Here is a 13,713-nt window from a genome sequence, read left to right as displayed (position 1 = left end):
ATCGCTTGCACACCCCTATCTTCATCTCTGAAAATCCACACCTGTTTTTGTTTTAAGCAGAGAAAGCAGAACATCGGTCGATCGCGCATGCGGATAATGTTGTTTAATGAATTGAGCTCCTTGCTGCTTTGCCAGCTTCATCTCTTGATCATCCGACAAAATACGAATGGCTTTCTCAGCCAGTTCAACAGGGTTTTCCATATGATAGCTGCCAAGCGACTCGTAATAAGGGTATCTTCTGCCTTCTGTCATTTTCCCGATCAGCACACTCTTTTCAAAGAGCATTGCTTCAAGACCGACGGTTGATGTGAGCGTAATGACCATATCCATATATGGCAGCAGGTCATATAAGTCGATATCTTTTTTAATCAATCTCACATGATTTCCAGCTCGTTCAATGGACACATACTCATTTAATCGGTTTCGGGCAATTTCCCACGGATGCGGCTTCATGATCAACTGAATGTCTTTCCGTTTTGCAATCGTTTTAAGAACATCACCATAGAAGGCTTCTGAGAACGGCTGCGTTGCCACAAGCACGGTCTTTTTGGCAGGATTGAAGTTCAATTTACGAAAGATGAGTTCCTGTTGAAGCGGCGTTCGATCCTTCACCAAATCAAACCTCGGATGACCTGTGATCTCCACCTGTTCCGGCTGACAGCCTTTGTCTACATACCAGTCCTTTTCATACTTTCCAAACACCCCATGGCACGTCGTGAAAATCGGCAAAAAGGCTTCGTCTCCCATAAGTGCGCCGTGCTGAAGACAGATACTCGTGAGCTGGCGTTTCACTGTTTGCAGTGCCAGTACGCGGCTGTAAGCATCCTCCGTCGTCCCCACAATGACGGCTGCAATTGGCTCCATCTGAAATAGAACTTCTGTCTGGTCAATCACATCAATAAATTGCACAATGTCCTTCCGAAGCTTTTCTCTAAAAAAGACATTGCCAAAGACGGGGTGCTTTGCGTAAGGTTTAAGGAGAGCATTTGCTTTTTCAATATATTCAGCATGGGCTTCTTTATTAACCTCTCCGGCTAATTCCGGCTTGCTGATGACGGGTAAACCGAAATAATCTGCCTTCTTCCAGCGAGCGAGCACCACCGTTTGACTCGTATGGAACCGCGTGTAATTTTGTTCAGTAAAACGCAGATGTTCAAAGTGAAGCAATACCTTTCCATTCGCCGGACGATAAGCAATTCGCTTGATCTGCTGCTTATGCTGATCAAAAAATGGCTGAATCTCTTCCGGCAATGGACAATCGGTTGTCAATTCTTGACCGAATACTTCATCCTCCATGCGTTCCCTTACTTCAGGACTGATATATTGATAGAAATTGCTGATCAACCCAAGAGGAATTTGTTTATAGGACAAATCCTTCATGAGATTCACATACTCAAAGTACACCTGCCAATAATGATGAATATAGTGCGACACTTCAGGTCACCTCCCATGTCTTTGTTTTAATATGTGGCGGAGCTCCCAGCAGGTAGACTGCTCAGGAAGTGCTTGAATAAAGGCACTTTTCTCTTCTTCTGCCAGCTGATAGTGAATCGACTGTTCTGTGATGTAATTTGTATCTAAAACTTCATCAAAGGGATAGAACGGATAAAAATGATTTAATCGAAAAAAGAACCGGGCATCTCCTATTCGATAAAAATGCGGACTCTCGTCCCAGTAAGACCCAAATTCAGCTTGAATCTTTGATAAAATAGATGCACGATGAACGACCGAGCAATGATCTATGGCACAGGGTGCATTCCATTGCACCGTTTGCGCAGGTCGAATCGTTTCCTTTACTGGCTCTTTTTTGCTATTTAAATAGATTACTTTCGATGCAGAATAGACAATATCATCACCTGGTCGTGCATCTAGATAATGAGTGAGCTTCTCTAAACGGTCCGGGGCATAGACATTGTCATCTGTGGCATAGGAAATATACTCGCCCTTTGCCAGTTCTAATGCTTGATTAATCAGGACGGCGTATCGGGTTTTCACTGTTCTCTCCTCCAGCGATTTGACACCGCTTTGGATAAAATGAACACGGGGATCTTTGCGAAAGGGCTCAATCGCAGCAAGGGTTTTTTCGTTTGAACCATCATCCATGATAAATAGTTCAAAGTCTGAAAGCGTCTGCTGCAAGACCGCTTCAATCGATCTGCCGACGTAAGCCGCCTTGTTGTAGCTCGTCATAATGACAGTTACTTTTGTCAAAGTTTTCACCTCGGTCTCTTTCAAACTATGTTTATCATATGTGTCTCCTCTTAAAGAGACTGTAGAGTGACCTATTTTTTATAAAATTGTATTTTTTTATTGATCTATCTTTGAAAAACGCGAACTTTTTGGTAATATAAGTAATCATTTATGTGTATTAAAGGAGTAAAGAACATTGGAAGCTATGAAGAATGATCACTCCCAAGAAGAGGAAGCAAAAGGTTTTTTTCGATTTTTTAAAATTTTCGTCGCAACAAAAACGATTATTCGCTCATATCAACATTCCTCTATTCCAATTTGGCTGATGATGCTCCTTGCAAGTATCGCTGGTACAGGCTGGGTCTACGAAGGTTATTTTAGCGAGTATATGGGCAATCATATTCCGTTCCCTTTTATTCTGTTACAAGGAGCGGGATATGGTATTCTTGCAGGCAATCTGGTTCTATTTTTCGGTGTACTCATCCTAAAGTGGTTAGGGCATCTTTTTTTTGGCAGTCAAACAGCATATCGAGATGTGCTCAAAGCCTGCACGCTGACGATCTTTTTCCCTTCCGCTTTATTTTCACTCAGTTGGATTTTCACTATTGGAATGCTTGGTCCGTATACGTTTGTCAAAATCTCACCTTATTTAGATCAGCATTATGAAGTTTGGTATTATCTCGATCTTTTGACACTGATTGATGCTTATGCAAAGACGTGGATATTTGGAATGACTGTTTTAGGCATTGTCGCTGTGATGAAGCTCAGATTATGGCAAGCCTTTCTCATTGTGATCACACCGCTTGCGGCATGTTTTCTTATCATTACACTTTTATTTGGTGTCCAGCGCGCTGTAAATTGGATGATGTAAGGAAGGTTGAGCATCAGAGAGAATTTGATATTCGTGAGCAACGAAGCGCAGATCTGGCAAAGAATGCGAGGGTTTGCCCACGCCTAAGGAACTGCACCGCAGTTCCTTTTTTTCGTTCAATGTACATATTCCATCCTCCTGTCTCATAGTGTGAAAGAGAGAAAGAATGCTATGGAAACAACAGGTGCTTAAGCGCCTTCTGTTTAGAACACCATGAGGAAAGAGGAGGAACGTTATGAAATTGAAAAATCAATTTGGGCAAGGTTCGGGTTTCGAAGGTCAAGATTTTCGCCAGCAACAATATGGAGCAAATCCGTATCCTGCGCAGCAGATGGGTTATTCAGTCCCTCCCCAAATGCAGGGTCAAATGCAAGGACAAATGCAGCAGGGATTTTCACCACTGCCGTCTACTGGTTCTTCACAAGGGGGGCAGGGCACGCAGAGCGGCGGGCAGCCGTATCAAATTCCTTCTGGACCGATTTATCAGCAGAATGTCACTGGTCAGCTGCCAATCGAGCAGTCCTATATTGAAAATATTTTACGATTGAACCGCGGCAAGGTAGCCACGATTTACATGACGTTTGAGGCAAGTAAGGAATGGAACTCGAAGATTTTCAGAGGCGTCATTGAAGCTGCAGGACGTGACCACATTATCATTAGTGATAATAAGACGGGAACACGATACTTACTATTAACGATCTATCTTGATTACATTACGTTTGATGGGGAAATTCAATACGACTATCCATACTCTATGTCCACGTATTCTCCGAGATAGATAACGCCACATATAGCAAAAGCAAGGAGCAGGCGCCCTTGCTTTTTTCTTTTGACTAGGTTTTTGTCACACCTCTAAGGCGCTGGTCATAAGATGCCTAGTAGTTTTTATCAAACGCCTAGAGGTGACATCAATGACTGTTGAGCTGGATTATACATCACCGAATGTTAAATATTCATACGATCTGAGTCAAAGCCCCCTTGTGAAGTACGATCAGCATAATCTGATTAATGTTTTAGGAAAAAAACAATTAAACTCGTTGGATCAAGTATCCCTGCTGGATATATATTTGAGTAAAAGCAAAGTCGTAGAGCCTCATTATCATCAAAATGCCGCAGAGCTTGTTTATTGTATAGCCGGTTCTGCTGCTGTCTCGATGCTGAATCCATTCACAAAAAAACTGCACACCTATACCATCACCCCTGGACAGGTGGCAAACGTACCTCAAGGCTGGTGGCACTATGAAGTTGCCCTCCAAGACAGAACTCATTTGTTAGCCGTTTTTAACGCATCTACGCCAGAAGTGATCCTAGGCTCAGACCTTCTCACCCTCACCCCTGCTCACATCATGGCACATACGTATTGCATGAACGAAACACAGTGGAAGCAGGCGACACAGCCTGTGAAGCCAAGTGTGTTTATCGGACCATTTTGCCACAGAGAAGAGGAGGCACAAACGCATCCTGTCCCTCCGTCTCACTACATCCCTTATTATCAAGCACCGCCAAATTATGCCCCTTACTGGAATTAAGAAAAAAACCGATGCCCCTCTCAGAGCATCGGTTTTTTGACTTATAAATTTTTTGCTGCTGCAATGACAAGCATGATCCAAGAAGCGATAAACGCCACTCCGCCAATTGGGGTAATGGCACCTAGAATCTTCACCTGTGTCAATGCCAGCACGTAAAGGCTTCCTGAGAAGAAAAGGATGCCTGCAAGCATCACCCAGCCAGCGGTGGGAACTAGAGAAACACCTGACAGCTTATCTGCAAGAAAGGCGACAATAAATAATCCAATCGCATGGAACATCTGATATTGAACCCCTTTGTTCCATATGTCTATATACTTTTCAGGGATTTTCCCTTCCAGACCGTGCGCACCGAAGGCTCCGAGTCCAACAGCTAGCATGGCATTAATCGCACCTAAAATGAAAAATAGTTTCATTCGTCATTCTCCTTATCTCGTCAATTATGTTTATCATAGCGCGGGTGACAGACGACATTCAACTTTCCCTTTACGTTGACACGAGATTGTCGGATTTCTTTTTCTTTCGTAACAGGACTTGATCGACCGCAATCGCAATGAGTGTACCTAGAACAAGACCATTGCTTAATAATGAAATGAGCACAGGATGCATGCCTTTCAAGGCTCCCTGCGGTACAAACATCGCCCCTACACCTGCTAAAACGGCAATCCCTAGGACAAAGCGAATCCGCGGAATTTCTTCTTTCTCATACTGATCAAACTCTGACATCGCAATCCCAATCATCGAGGAGAACACCACAAAGTTTACAGCAAGCCCCACAGGTGATGGCAATGCGGAGAAAAAGCTCATGAGCAGCGGGAACAAACTAATGAGTACAATGAGCAGACTTCCTATGAAAAATGGCTTTCTCGATGGAATTTTCGTTGTCTGTATAAATCCTGCTGCTCCGGAAATAGGTACAGGCGCAATGGCACCGATCAATCCGCTCAGTAAGTGACCAAATGCTGCGACAAAACCAGCCGGCCGAGCTCTCTTCCGCTCACGCAGTTCACCAAATGCCTTCACTGAACTTTCCACAATTCGAATACTTGCCAGCATGTTCACAATGAGTAAGATCGTAATAAAAAAGGACGTGACAAGTAGTCCACTGTCAAAGACCGGCATGCCGAATGGGAACAGCTTCGGAAACTCGATGATTTTTTCTGGAATTCGAACCGGCTTTGCCAACCCGAGTAGAGCGAATAACAGCCAGCCTCCTGCAAGGGCAAATAACACAGAAAACTGCCTTAAGTAATGCCATTTTGAGCGGCTGATCATGAAGGTAAGGATAATAATCAAGATCGATAAGCAAAAGACAAGCCCGTCCACCTGATTTCCTCGATAGCCGATGCCCATCAGCCCTTGCATGATCGGCTGACTTAACTGCACAACTAGCAGCAGCAAGTAAATGCCTGTGACGACTGGCGTAAATAAAGAAGCGAGCCAATTAATGATTTTAAATAAACTAAAAATAAAAAAGAATGCGGCACTAAAAATTAAAGCTCCTTGTAAGGCTTGCAGGGTTTCAGGATACGTCGCAAAAATTGTTCCTGTCATGCCTGCATAAAGGGTATACACACCCCACCAAAGCCCTGCTGGACTTTCATTGATCGGCAGCATATGGCCGCATAAACACTGCACCATCGCCACAAGACCAAGTGAAAAGAATGTACTTTGAATCAGCTCCGCTGACTGCACTTGGTTCAATTCAAACGCTTGTGCAATCGCAATAGGTACGGCAATAGAAGCTGCGATAAAAAATGCCATCCACTGAATGGCGCCCAAAAATAGTTTCAAACCGATCACCTTCCCTTTGTCGTGACAAGACCATTAAAAATCAAAAATAGAGTCGCCGTTCCCATCCTTCTCTTTTTGCCCCTCTTCTTGATGCTGAAATTTCTTCGCACCACTCGCACCCATCAGTTTCTCAAGCATGGCTTGATCTGAGGATACGGGCGGCGCGGACGGTGTCTGTATCGAAGAAGGTGGCGAGATAACCGGCGACTGCGGCATTTGCACCTGTGATGGTGCATCGAGAATGACCTCACATAGTGAAGAAATCGCTGCCACATGACGTTTCACCTCTTCATCATTTCCACTTTGTTTCGCCTTTTGAACCGCTTCCTCCATTTTTTGAAGCAGACTTGATATATGAATATTCAAGGGTAGACCCTCCAATCTAAAAAATTCGTTTTCCAACATTATTTTACCAAATGAACAAACGAAATGGGTTCATTTTTTCAAAGCAGTGCGCTCATGTTGCTCTTATTTGACCCGGCATGGTCGTTCACACATAATAAAAGGAACAAAATCGTCTATGAAAGGATTGAATAATGGACAAACTCACTGCTCTTTTTCAGAAACAAAAAGTCTTTCAAAAGCCGCCGGTTCAAGAACGCATCCGTCTCCTTAAAGACTTAAAAGCAGAAATCAAACAGCATGAAAAGGATATTTTACAAGCCTTAGCCCATGATTTACATAAATCCGAACAAGAAGCCTATACAACAGAGATTGGGATGGTATATGAAGAAATCAATCATACCATCAAGCATCTTCACAAATGGGCAAAGCCAACACGCGCGCGAACACCTCTGACTCATATCGGATCGAAAAGTATGATCATCAAAGAACCTTACGGCAGTGTGCTCATCATTGCCCCTTGGAACTATCCTTTCCAATTGGCTCTTTCTCCATTAGTCGGAGCTATTGCTGCGGGTAATGCCGTCATCTTAAAACCGTCTGAGCTGACGCCGCAAGTCTCACAAATAATCAGCGCAATGGTGGAACGTGTATTTCAAGAAGACCATGCAGCTGTCGTAGAAGGCGGTGTAGATGTGAGTACAGAGCTGCTGAAACTGCCCTTTGATTATATCTTCTTTACAGGAAGTGTGGCAGTCGGCAAAGTCGTCATGGAAGCCGCCGCAAAGCATTTGACTCCTGTCACACTCGAACTTGGCGGAAAAAGCCCTTGCATCGTCATGCCTGATGCAGACATCAAACTAGCGGCGAAGCGAATCACTTTCGGCAAATTCACCAATGCAGGGCAAACATGCATTGCGCCAGACTATTTGCTCGTTCATGAGTCCATTAAAGAGGACCTTTTGCGGGAAATGACAGCTTGTATCCGGGACTTTTATGGTGAACACCCTGAAACACATCCGCACTTTGGGAAAAATGTCAGCCAGCGTCATTTTGACAGACTCTCACAATTCCTCTCAAATGGAACGATTGTCACGGGTGGACAGCGCAATGAACACGAGCTCAAAATCGCTCCGACCATTTTAGACCACATCACATGGGAAGATCCCGTCATGCAGGAGGAAATTTTCGGACCGATTCTGCCTGTCATGACCTTTGATTCTCTGCATGAGGCAGCGCATATGATCAAAACAAGGCCGAAGCCGCTTGCTCTTTACTTATTTACAACAAGTAAAGAAACAGAATCCTATATTCTAGACCATCTTTCATTTGGCGGAGGATGTATCAATGACACGCTCATGCATGTCGCTACTCCTTACCTGCCATTCGGAGGCGTGGGTGAAAGCGGCATGGGACGATATCATGGGAAAGAAAGCTTCTTTACCTTTACGCATGAAAAAAGCGTCCTGCGCCAAACCAATCGCTTCGATTTTTCCTTCCGTTATCCAAATGCGAAAAACGGACTCGACTTGGTTCGTAAATTTTTAAAATAAACAGGACGAAGGGGCTCTTCCCTCGTCCTCTTTTCACTCAATACCTTGGATACACCAGTTGATTTCTTCGATCCCCATTTGTTTTAAATACGCGTTTACCTTTGAAAACGGACGACTGCCAAAAAAGCCGTTTCTTGCAGAAAAAGGACTTGGATGAGGTGACTCAATGATGTAATGCTTGTTTTGATCAATGCGTTCTTTCTTATTTTGAGCATGTCTTCCCCATAACACAAAAACGACGGGCTGATCACGTTCATTCAGCACATCAATGACACGGTCTGTCACACGTTCCCAGCCCTTGCCTTTATGCGAGTTCGCCTCGCCCTTTCTCACGGTCAGCACAGTGTTTAAGAGCAGCACACCCTGCTCTGCCCAGCTCACAAGTGAGCCATGATTTGGAACAGGACAGCCAAGATCATCCTTTAGCTCCTGAAAAATATTTCTCAATGAGGGCGGATGCTTCACGCCAGGCTGAACAGAAAAGCTTAATCCATGTGCCTGACCTGGGCCATGATAAGGGTCTTGTCCCAAAATCACCACTTTGACCTCTTCATAAGACGTCAAATGAAGCGCACGATAAACGTCATCCGGTTTCGGAAAAACGGTCTGCGTGCGATATTCTTCCTTCATCCATTCACGTAATTCCTGATAATATGGCTGTTCAAATTCACTTTTCATCACAGCCCACCAGCTATCATTTAAAAATGGCTTCATTGGGGTTCTCCTCCTTCTATTTGCTGCGTTAGTCTGGAGATCATCGGTTTTCCGTCCCACACAATATCACTCTCTGATTCTCGTTTTTTCATCGCTGGTTCTTCTAATAAGACAGCAAAGTTAGCTGTCGGCAGGTCACCCAGCCCATGCTTTTCACTTAGATCATCTAAGTAGTTCTTCCTTGTTTCACCAAGATCACTAGACTGATTCCCACCGCCGTCAAAAAACGCATAGATCACGCTGGCAGCTGGCACTCGTTTGACACGGGCATGCTGTGATACACGCAAAAAGAAGTCCCAGTCCCAATAATGATGCATCGCTGGATCAAAGTAGCCAATCTCATCGTGTATACAGCGTTTGTACATACTGCCGGAAGGAACATAGGTAGAAAAAACACGCATATCCTCAATAGCTGCTGTATAAGCAAATAAACGTCTCGACACCGGGAAACGGGTCGCGCCTTTTTCTTCAAATGACACAATTTCTGCATCAGAAAAGACAAAATCGGCGTCCTCCAGCGCCTTACTCATACGTTCAATATGACAAGGTGTAAAGTAATCATCGTCGTCACTCAGCATGATGACATCGCCTGTCAGCTCCCGCACCCCCACGTTTCTAGCATTCACATGCTGGACATTCTCATCTAAATGGATCAAGCGGATCGGAAGTTCAGAGTAGAGTTCCTGGATGATGTCGACTCGCTCTCCTGCATCATTCACGACCACAATTTCAAAAGGCTGTACAGTTTGTCTCGTAATGGATTCAAGCAGCTCACACAGTGCGCTGAGCCGGTTATGTGTCACAATTAATAAGGAAATCTTCATATTCAGCTTACTCCTTTAATAGATTCGTCTTTTTCCATTAAAACATAAAATGACGTTCTTCTCATGATATAAAAGGCGGTTTGATGTGACGGGAAAATGGGAATTTTTGATGAAAAGGAGTGATCACGATGGAATACTTCACAGTAGAAAATAGCAAAGAAGCCAAACAGACCATTGAACAAATACATTCAGCAAAGGATGATATTTTCGTTTTTGCGTACGATCCAGAACGCTCTGATACCGTCACAGAGCATACAAATGCCAAAAGCATGACAGCGGTCGATCAAGGGATTTTAGATCAAATCGCCAATGTCATCCGCACCCGGGATGACGAGCTCATGGCCAAAATGATGTCGGTTGGCGCGGATCAGGAATTAACCTTAACACTTTTAGACGAACTGAAAAAAGGAAAATTGGTGATTTGTAAAAGGTAAGGAGAAAGGCGTTCCTCCTAGGGTGGAACGCTTTTTTATGTCGTTTCATTGTGATAAACGGAAAAGCTGATTATAATAAGGGATAGAACAGTAACTGTTACACATCACATTGGAGGTTCAGCAACTATGTCTATGAATAAAGCACTCACCATCGCAGGGTCGGATTCAAGCGGCGGTGCAGGTATCCAAGCAGATTTAAAAACGTTTCAAGAAAAAAACGTCTACGGGATGACAGCTTTAACCGTTGTCGTTGCAATGGACCCTCATAACCATTGGGATCATCAGGTGTTTCCAATTGATACGGCGACGATTCGTGCGCAGCTCTCTACCATTGTAGAAGGCATTGGGGTAGATGCACTGAAAACGGGTATGCTCCCAACAGTCGACGTGATCGAACTTGCAGCTGACACTATCAAAACATACGACCTAAAAAATGTCGTCATTGATCCTGTTATGGTTTGTAAGGGTGCGAACGAAGTGCTATATCCGGAGCACGCTGAAGCACTACGCGAAAAGCTTACGCCACTGGCAACCGTCATCACGCCTAACCTTTTCGAAGCAGGTCAATTAAGCGGAATCGGTGAGATCAAAACGATCGAACAAATGGAAGAAGCAGCAAAACGCATTCACGAACTTGGTGCCAAGTATGTGGTCATCACGGGAGGCGGTAAGCTAAGCCAAGATAAAGCGATCGATTTGCTTTATGATGGACAAACCTTCGAACGCCTTGAAACAGATAAGATCGACACAGAATACACACACGGCGCAGGCTGCACATTCTCAGCAGCAGTCACAGCTGAACTAGCAAACGGCTCAGACGTGAAAGAAGCCATTTATGCAGCAAAAGAATTCATCACAGCTGCCATCAAAGGCTCTTTCCAGCTAAATGAATACATCGGACCAACAAAGCATTCTGCTCATCGTGTTGACAAATAGAACAGAAAAACCCGATTCGCCTTGTTAATGGGCGAATCGGGTTTTGTTTGTACTTACAAGCTCTTGTATACCTTCTCTATTCTCTCAAATTCATCACGTAAATCACTATCATCAGGTCTTCCCGTAATCACTTTTAAAAACTCGATAAATTGACGACCTGATTCAATGAGTTGATATACAAACTCTTTAAAGTCAGCCACCAATATCTGATTTTCAAGTGATAACATAATTTCTCGATCGGATTTTCTCTCCAACTGTATTTCTAGGGGTAAACTTGGATAATAAATCTTTCCGTACCCTTCTTCCATGTAATCTACTAATACATTTTTATAATAATGCCACAACTCTTCAATAGAATCTGGATTTTCGAAATCCTCTATTTTCCCCTTTTTCCCATGATCGAACGTAATTGTTCCTTCAAGGTTTGTAAACCCTTGTTCCATAAAATCTTCTTTTGTAGCAACGAAGGTTTTGATCTTTTCAATATCATCAATGGTTACAAACTTCTTCTTGTCCTCCAAATAAATATACGTTTCTATCTTCAATTGACGTCACCCTTTCATTTCATGAAAAAAAGCATACCCGCGTCTGGGTACACTCTTTTATCCATACAGGAATACCTACTTTTGCTGATCAGATTCTTTCGCCATTTTTCGAATAAAGGCTTCAATGGATTCAACAAATAAGGCATATTCTTTCATTTGTTTATACGTATCTGACAGCTTCTCTTTTAATTCTTCCTGCTCTAGAGAAGGTTCACCGAGAATAGATTGGACTTGAATGAGCAATTCTTTATATTCTTCACGTTTATCTTCAACATGATCTGCCATTGTCTCCAAGCGTTTTCTAGTCGTCGGCTGCTGTTTTGAATTCAAGTAAACAACCCCTTTTTGTCCTACCGCATTTGGATAAACGTCAGCCTCAGCTGTATATATTTTAAAATGATACCATAATTCCACTTGTTATCATATATGTAAAACGTCATCAAACCGCTTCAGGCCACCCTTGTATATACATGTTATAGGTTCTAAGATACAGGCGGATTTCACTAGAAAAAGCAGATTATTGATCTGCTTTTCTTTGTAAATGCCATGTTTTTAGTTTAAGCTTTGTTTCATTTCTGCCACTGATCGAGATTGATTTATTTCCCGGGGAAGGAAAGTAACGAGCAGTAAATACTTCTCGGCCTCCGTTTACAAAAATCTCGATCGACGATGCATCGATAAAGATGTGAAGGTCGTGTAATTCCTCTATTGCTACTTCTCGAATTTCTTTTGATCGATCTTCAAATCGATCTCGCTCTAATGTTAATTTGCCTTCATCTTTATCATAAATGATACGGGCTGCCGCTCGAATACAGCATTCAAACCCTTTTTGTGTGTCAATTTGATCAATGAATACCTCTGCGCTTGTAATATCATCTACAGGAATCGATTGGACGGAGCGTTTGATATGAAAAACATTCTCTTGTTCATTGGTTCTCATCGCCTGGAGCTCAGTGACTGGTTTTTGAATCAGATGTCCGTTATCATCTAATCGCAGCTCTCTCGGGATCGTGAGGCAGTGTATCCATTGATACGAAATCGTTGGATGATGCTCTTCTCCTTGATCAGGCACCCCCATCCATCCGATTAAAAGACGTCTGCCTGATTCGTCTAGAAAGGTTTGCTGCGCATAGAAGTCAAAGCCGCGGTCCAGCTCCTCAAACGCTCCGTGCGTATATTGATAGGTATGATCATCCAATCTCCCAACAAAATAGCCTGATTGATGTGTATTATGATATTTTAAGCCATCCGGCTTGAGCCCCTGCGGGGACACAATCAATACATCCCGGCCATCTAATTCAAATAGATCTGGACATTCCCACATATAACCGAAATCCTCTAATCTATTTTTCCCACTGCCAGCAATCATGCCTTGAAACGTCCAATTGTCTAAAGTATCAGAGGTAAACAAGACGAGATTCCCTTTCAGGTCCAGGCTTTGTGCACCAAGAACCATGTACCACTGGCCATTTCGCTTCCATACTTTCGGATCACGAAAATGGGCGGTGAATCCTTCTGGCAGCGTCGCCACGACACCTTTTTTCTGAAAATGAATGCCATCTTCTGAAACAGCTAAACATTGATATGTCTCACGGTTTCCTTGTTCATCGCGAACGTTTCCAGTGTACATCACATACATCTGTCCATCGTCAATGACTGCACTGCCAGAATAACAGCCGTTTTGATCAAACCAATCACTTGGGGCAAGGGCGGCTTCCTCGTGCTGCCAATTCACTAGATCTGTCGATGTGTAATGGCCCCAAAATTTTGCGCCGTGTCCCGTTTTGAATGGCTGCCACTGATAAAAAACGTGGTAAACCCCTTTCCACTGAATCAACCCATTCGGGTCATTTAAAAGACCAACTGGCGGCATTAAATGAAAATGCTGACGGTACACATCTTTTTTCACCAAATGCTCATAGTTTCGAATACGGTCTGCTACCTTTTGACGAAGTGCTGCGTCAGTTGTTGTCATAACTGTGAC

The 13,713-nt window shown here is 43.4% G+C and carries 16 protein-coding genes; 6 read left to right on the top strand and 10 right to left on the bottom strand.

Going from position 1 to position 13,713, the window contains the following annotated elements; translation table 11 throughout:
• Window positions 1–21: 21 nt before the first annotated feature.
• Together C6Y07_RS08980 and C6Y07_RS08975 are read right to left on the bottom strand one after the other, a co-directional pair.
• Window positions 22–1,434: a capsular polysaccharide export protein, LipB/KpsS family gene (locus C6Y07_RS08980; protein ID WP_106036419.1), complete on the bottom strand. Its 1,413-nt coding sequence runs from the start codon at window positions 1,432–1,434 to the stop codon at window positions 22–24.
• A gap of 6 nt (window positions 1,435–1,440) precedes the next feature.
• Window positions 1,441–2,211 (bottom strand): glycosyltransferase family 2 protein, encoded by a 771-nt coding sequence (locus C6Y07_RS08975; protein WP_181185421.1) that lies wholly within the window; start codon window positions 2,209–2,211, stop codon window positions 1,441–1,443.
• A 175-nt stretch (window positions 2,212–2,386) separates the two neighbouring features.
• Between C6Y07_RS08975 and C6Y07_RS08970 the strand changes: the two genes are divergently transcribed.
• The 3 genes from C6Y07_RS08970 (at window position 2,387) to C6Y07_RS08960 (ending at window position 4,590) form a co-directional block, all read left to right on the top strand.
• Window positions 2,387–3,061, top strand: a complete 675-nt coding sequence (locus C6Y07_RS08970; RefSeq protein ID WP_106036418.1) for a YIP1 family protein — start codon at window positions 2,387–2,389, stop codon at window positions 3,059–3,061.
• A 235-nt stretch (window positions 3,062–3,296) separates the two neighbouring features.
• Entirely contained in the window at window positions 3,297–3,839 is a 543-nt protein-coding gene (gene gerQ / locus C6Y07_RS08965; protein ID WP_060597535.1) for a spore coat protein GerQ, read from the top strand.
• A gap of 133 nt (window positions 3,840–3,972) precedes the next feature.
• Window positions 3,973–4,590, top strand: coding sequence for a cupin domain-containing protein (locus tag C6Y07_RS08960; protein WP_060597536.1), 618 nt, complete (start codon window positions 3,973–3,975; stop codon window positions 4,588–4,590).
• 41 nt (window positions 4,591–4,631) lie between these two features.
• Here the strand turns inward: C6Y07_RS08960 and C6Y07_RS08955 are convergent, their stop codons facing one another.
• The 3 genes from C6Y07_RS08955 to C6Y07_RS08945 form a co-directional block, all read right to left on the bottom strand.
• Entirely contained in the window at window positions 4,632–5,003 is a 372-nt protein-coding gene (locus C6Y07_RS08955) for a DUF423 domain-containing protein (RefSeq protein ID WP_060597537.1), read from the bottom strand.
• 70 nt (window positions 5,004–5,073) lie between these two features.
• A complete protein-coding gene (locus tag C6Y07_RS08950) occupies window positions 5,074–6,381 on the bottom strand; it encodes a purine/pyrimidine permease (protein WP_106036416.1) in 1,308 nt (435 codons plus the stop codon).
• Window positions 6,382–6,414: 33 nt separating this feature from the next.
• Window positions 6,415–6,747, bottom strand: coding sequence for a YwdI family protein (locus tag C6Y07_RS08945; protein WP_034660391.1), 333 nt, complete (start codon window positions 6,745–6,747; stop codon window positions 6,415–6,417).
• A gap of 170 nt (window positions 6,748–6,917) precedes the next feature.
• Here C6Y07_RS08945 and C6Y07_RS08940 point away from each other — a divergent pair, with 170 nt between their 5' ends.
• Window positions 6,918–8,276, top strand: a complete 1,359-nt coding sequence (locus C6Y07_RS08940) for an aldehyde dehydrogenase (RefSeq protein WP_106036415.1) — start codon at window positions 6,918–6,920, stop codon at window positions 8,274–8,276.
• Window positions 8,277–8,309: 33 nt separating this feature from the next.
• Here the strand turns inward: C6Y07_RS08940 and C6Y07_RS08935 are convergent, their stop codons facing one another.
• Together C6Y07_RS08935 and C6Y07_RS08930 are read right to left on the bottom strand one after the other, a co-directional pair.
• Window positions 8,310–8,990: a uracil-DNA glycosylase gene (locus C6Y07_RS08935; RefSeq protein WP_034660393.1), complete on the bottom strand. Its 681-nt coding sequence runs from the start codon at window positions 8,988–8,990 to the stop codon at window positions 8,310–8,312.
• Window positions 8,987–9,814: a glycosyltransferase family 2 protein gene (locus tag C6Y07_RS08930; protein WP_060597540.1), complete on the bottom strand. Its 828-nt coding sequence runs from the start codon at window positions 9,812–9,814 to the stop codon at window positions 8,987–8,989. Before C6Y07_RS08930 ends, C6Y07_RS08935 begins: the two co-directional genes overlap by 4 nt.
• Before the next feature lie 128 nt (window positions 9,815–9,942).
• Between C6Y07_RS08930 and C6Y07_RS08925 the strand changes: the two genes are divergently transcribed.
• Together C6Y07_RS08925 and C6Y07_RS08920 are read left to right on the top strand one after the other, a co-directional pair.
• On the top strand, window positions 9,943–10,248 hold the full coding sequence (locus tag C6Y07_RS08925; RefSeq protein WP_106036414.1) for a general stress protein: 306 nt from the start codon (window positions 9,943–9,945) through the stop codon (window positions 10,246–10,248).
• 126 nt (window positions 10,249–10,374) lie between these two features.
• Complete coding sequence (locus tag C6Y07_RS08920) at window positions 10,375–11,184, top strand: bifunctional hydroxymethylpyrimidine kinase/phosphomethylpyrimidine kinase (RefSeq protein WP_034660396.1); 810 nt, start codon at window positions 10,375–10,377, stop codon at window positions 11,182–11,184.
• A 53-nt stretch (window positions 11,185–11,237) separates the two neighbouring features.
• Here the strand turns inward: C6Y07_RS08920 and C6Y07_RS08915 are convergent, their stop codons facing one another.
• From C6Y07_RS08915 to C6Y07_RS08905, 3 genes are all read right to left on the bottom strand, one after another.
• Window positions 11,238–11,729 carry a hypothetical protein gene (locus C6Y07_RS08915; protein WP_106036413.1) on the bottom strand — a complete coding sequence of 164 codons (492 nt, stop codon included), beginning with the start codon at window positions 11,727–11,729 and terminating at the stop codon, window positions 11,238–11,240.
• Window positions 11,730–11,804: 75 nt separating this feature from the next.
• Window positions 11,805–12,059 carry a hypothetical protein gene (locus C6Y07_RS08910; protein WP_008359596.1) on the bottom strand — a complete coding sequence of 85 codons (255 nt, stop codon included), beginning with the start codon at window positions 12,057–12,059 and terminating at the stop codon, window positions 11,805–11,807.
• A 187-nt stretch (window positions 12,060–12,246) separates the two neighbouring features.
• Window positions 12,247–13,704 (bottom strand): sucrose-6-phosphate hydrolase, encoded by a 1,458-nt coding sequence (locus C6Y07_RS08905; protein WP_106036412.1) that lies wholly within the window; start codon window positions 13,702–13,704, stop codon window positions 12,247–12,249.
• Window positions 13,705–13,713 lie beyond the last annotated feature (9 nt).

This window comes from Bacillus sp. LNXM12-1 (genome assembly GCF_003004375.1).
Lineage (GTDB): Bacteria > Bacillota > Bacilli > Bacillales > Bacillaceae > Bacillus.
This window is presented reverse-complemented; position numbering and strand designations above follow the sequence as displayed.

What these genes read in the sequence shown, in the direction of transcription:
- C6Y07_RS08955 (WP_060597537.1), bottom strand. Translation starts at nt 5,003, where the DNA reads ATGAAACTATTTTTCATTTTAGGTGCGATTAATGCCATGCTAGCTGTT.
- C6Y07_RS08920 (WP_034660396.1), top strand. Translation starts at nt 10,375, where the DNA reads ATGTCTATGAATAAAGCACTCACCATCGCAGGGTCGGATTCAAGCGGC.
- C6Y07_RS08905 (WP_106036412.1), bottom strand. Translation starts at nt 13,704, where the DNA reads ATGACAACAACTGACGCAGCACTTCGTCAAAAGGTAGCAGACCGTATT.
- C6Y07_RS08940 (WP_106036415.1), top strand. Translation starts at nt 6,918, where the DNA reads ATGGACAAACTCACTGCTCTTTTTCAGAAACAAAAAGTCTTTCAAAAG.
- gerQ (WP_060597535.1), top strand. Translation starts at nt 3,297, where the DNA reads ATGAAATTGAAAAATCAATTTGGGCAAGGTTCGGGTTTCGAAGGTCAA.
- C6Y07_RS08960 (WP_060597536.1), top strand. Translation starts at nt 3,973, where the DNA reads ATGACTGTTGAGCTGGATTATACATCACCGAATGTTAAATATTCATAC.
- C6Y07_RS08930 (WP_060597540.1), bottom strand. Translation starts at nt 9,814, where the DNA reads ATGAAGATTTCCTTATTAATTGTGACACATAACCGGCTCAGCGCACTG.
- C6Y07_RS08935 (WP_034660393.1), bottom strand. Translation starts at nt 8,990, where the DNA reads ATGAAGCCATTTTTAAATGATAGCTGGTGGGCTGTGATGAAAAGTGAA.
- C6Y07_RS08925 (WP_106036414.1), top strand. Translation starts at nt 9,943, where the DNA reads ATGGAATACTTCACAGTAGAAAATAGCAAAGAAGCCAAACAGACCATT.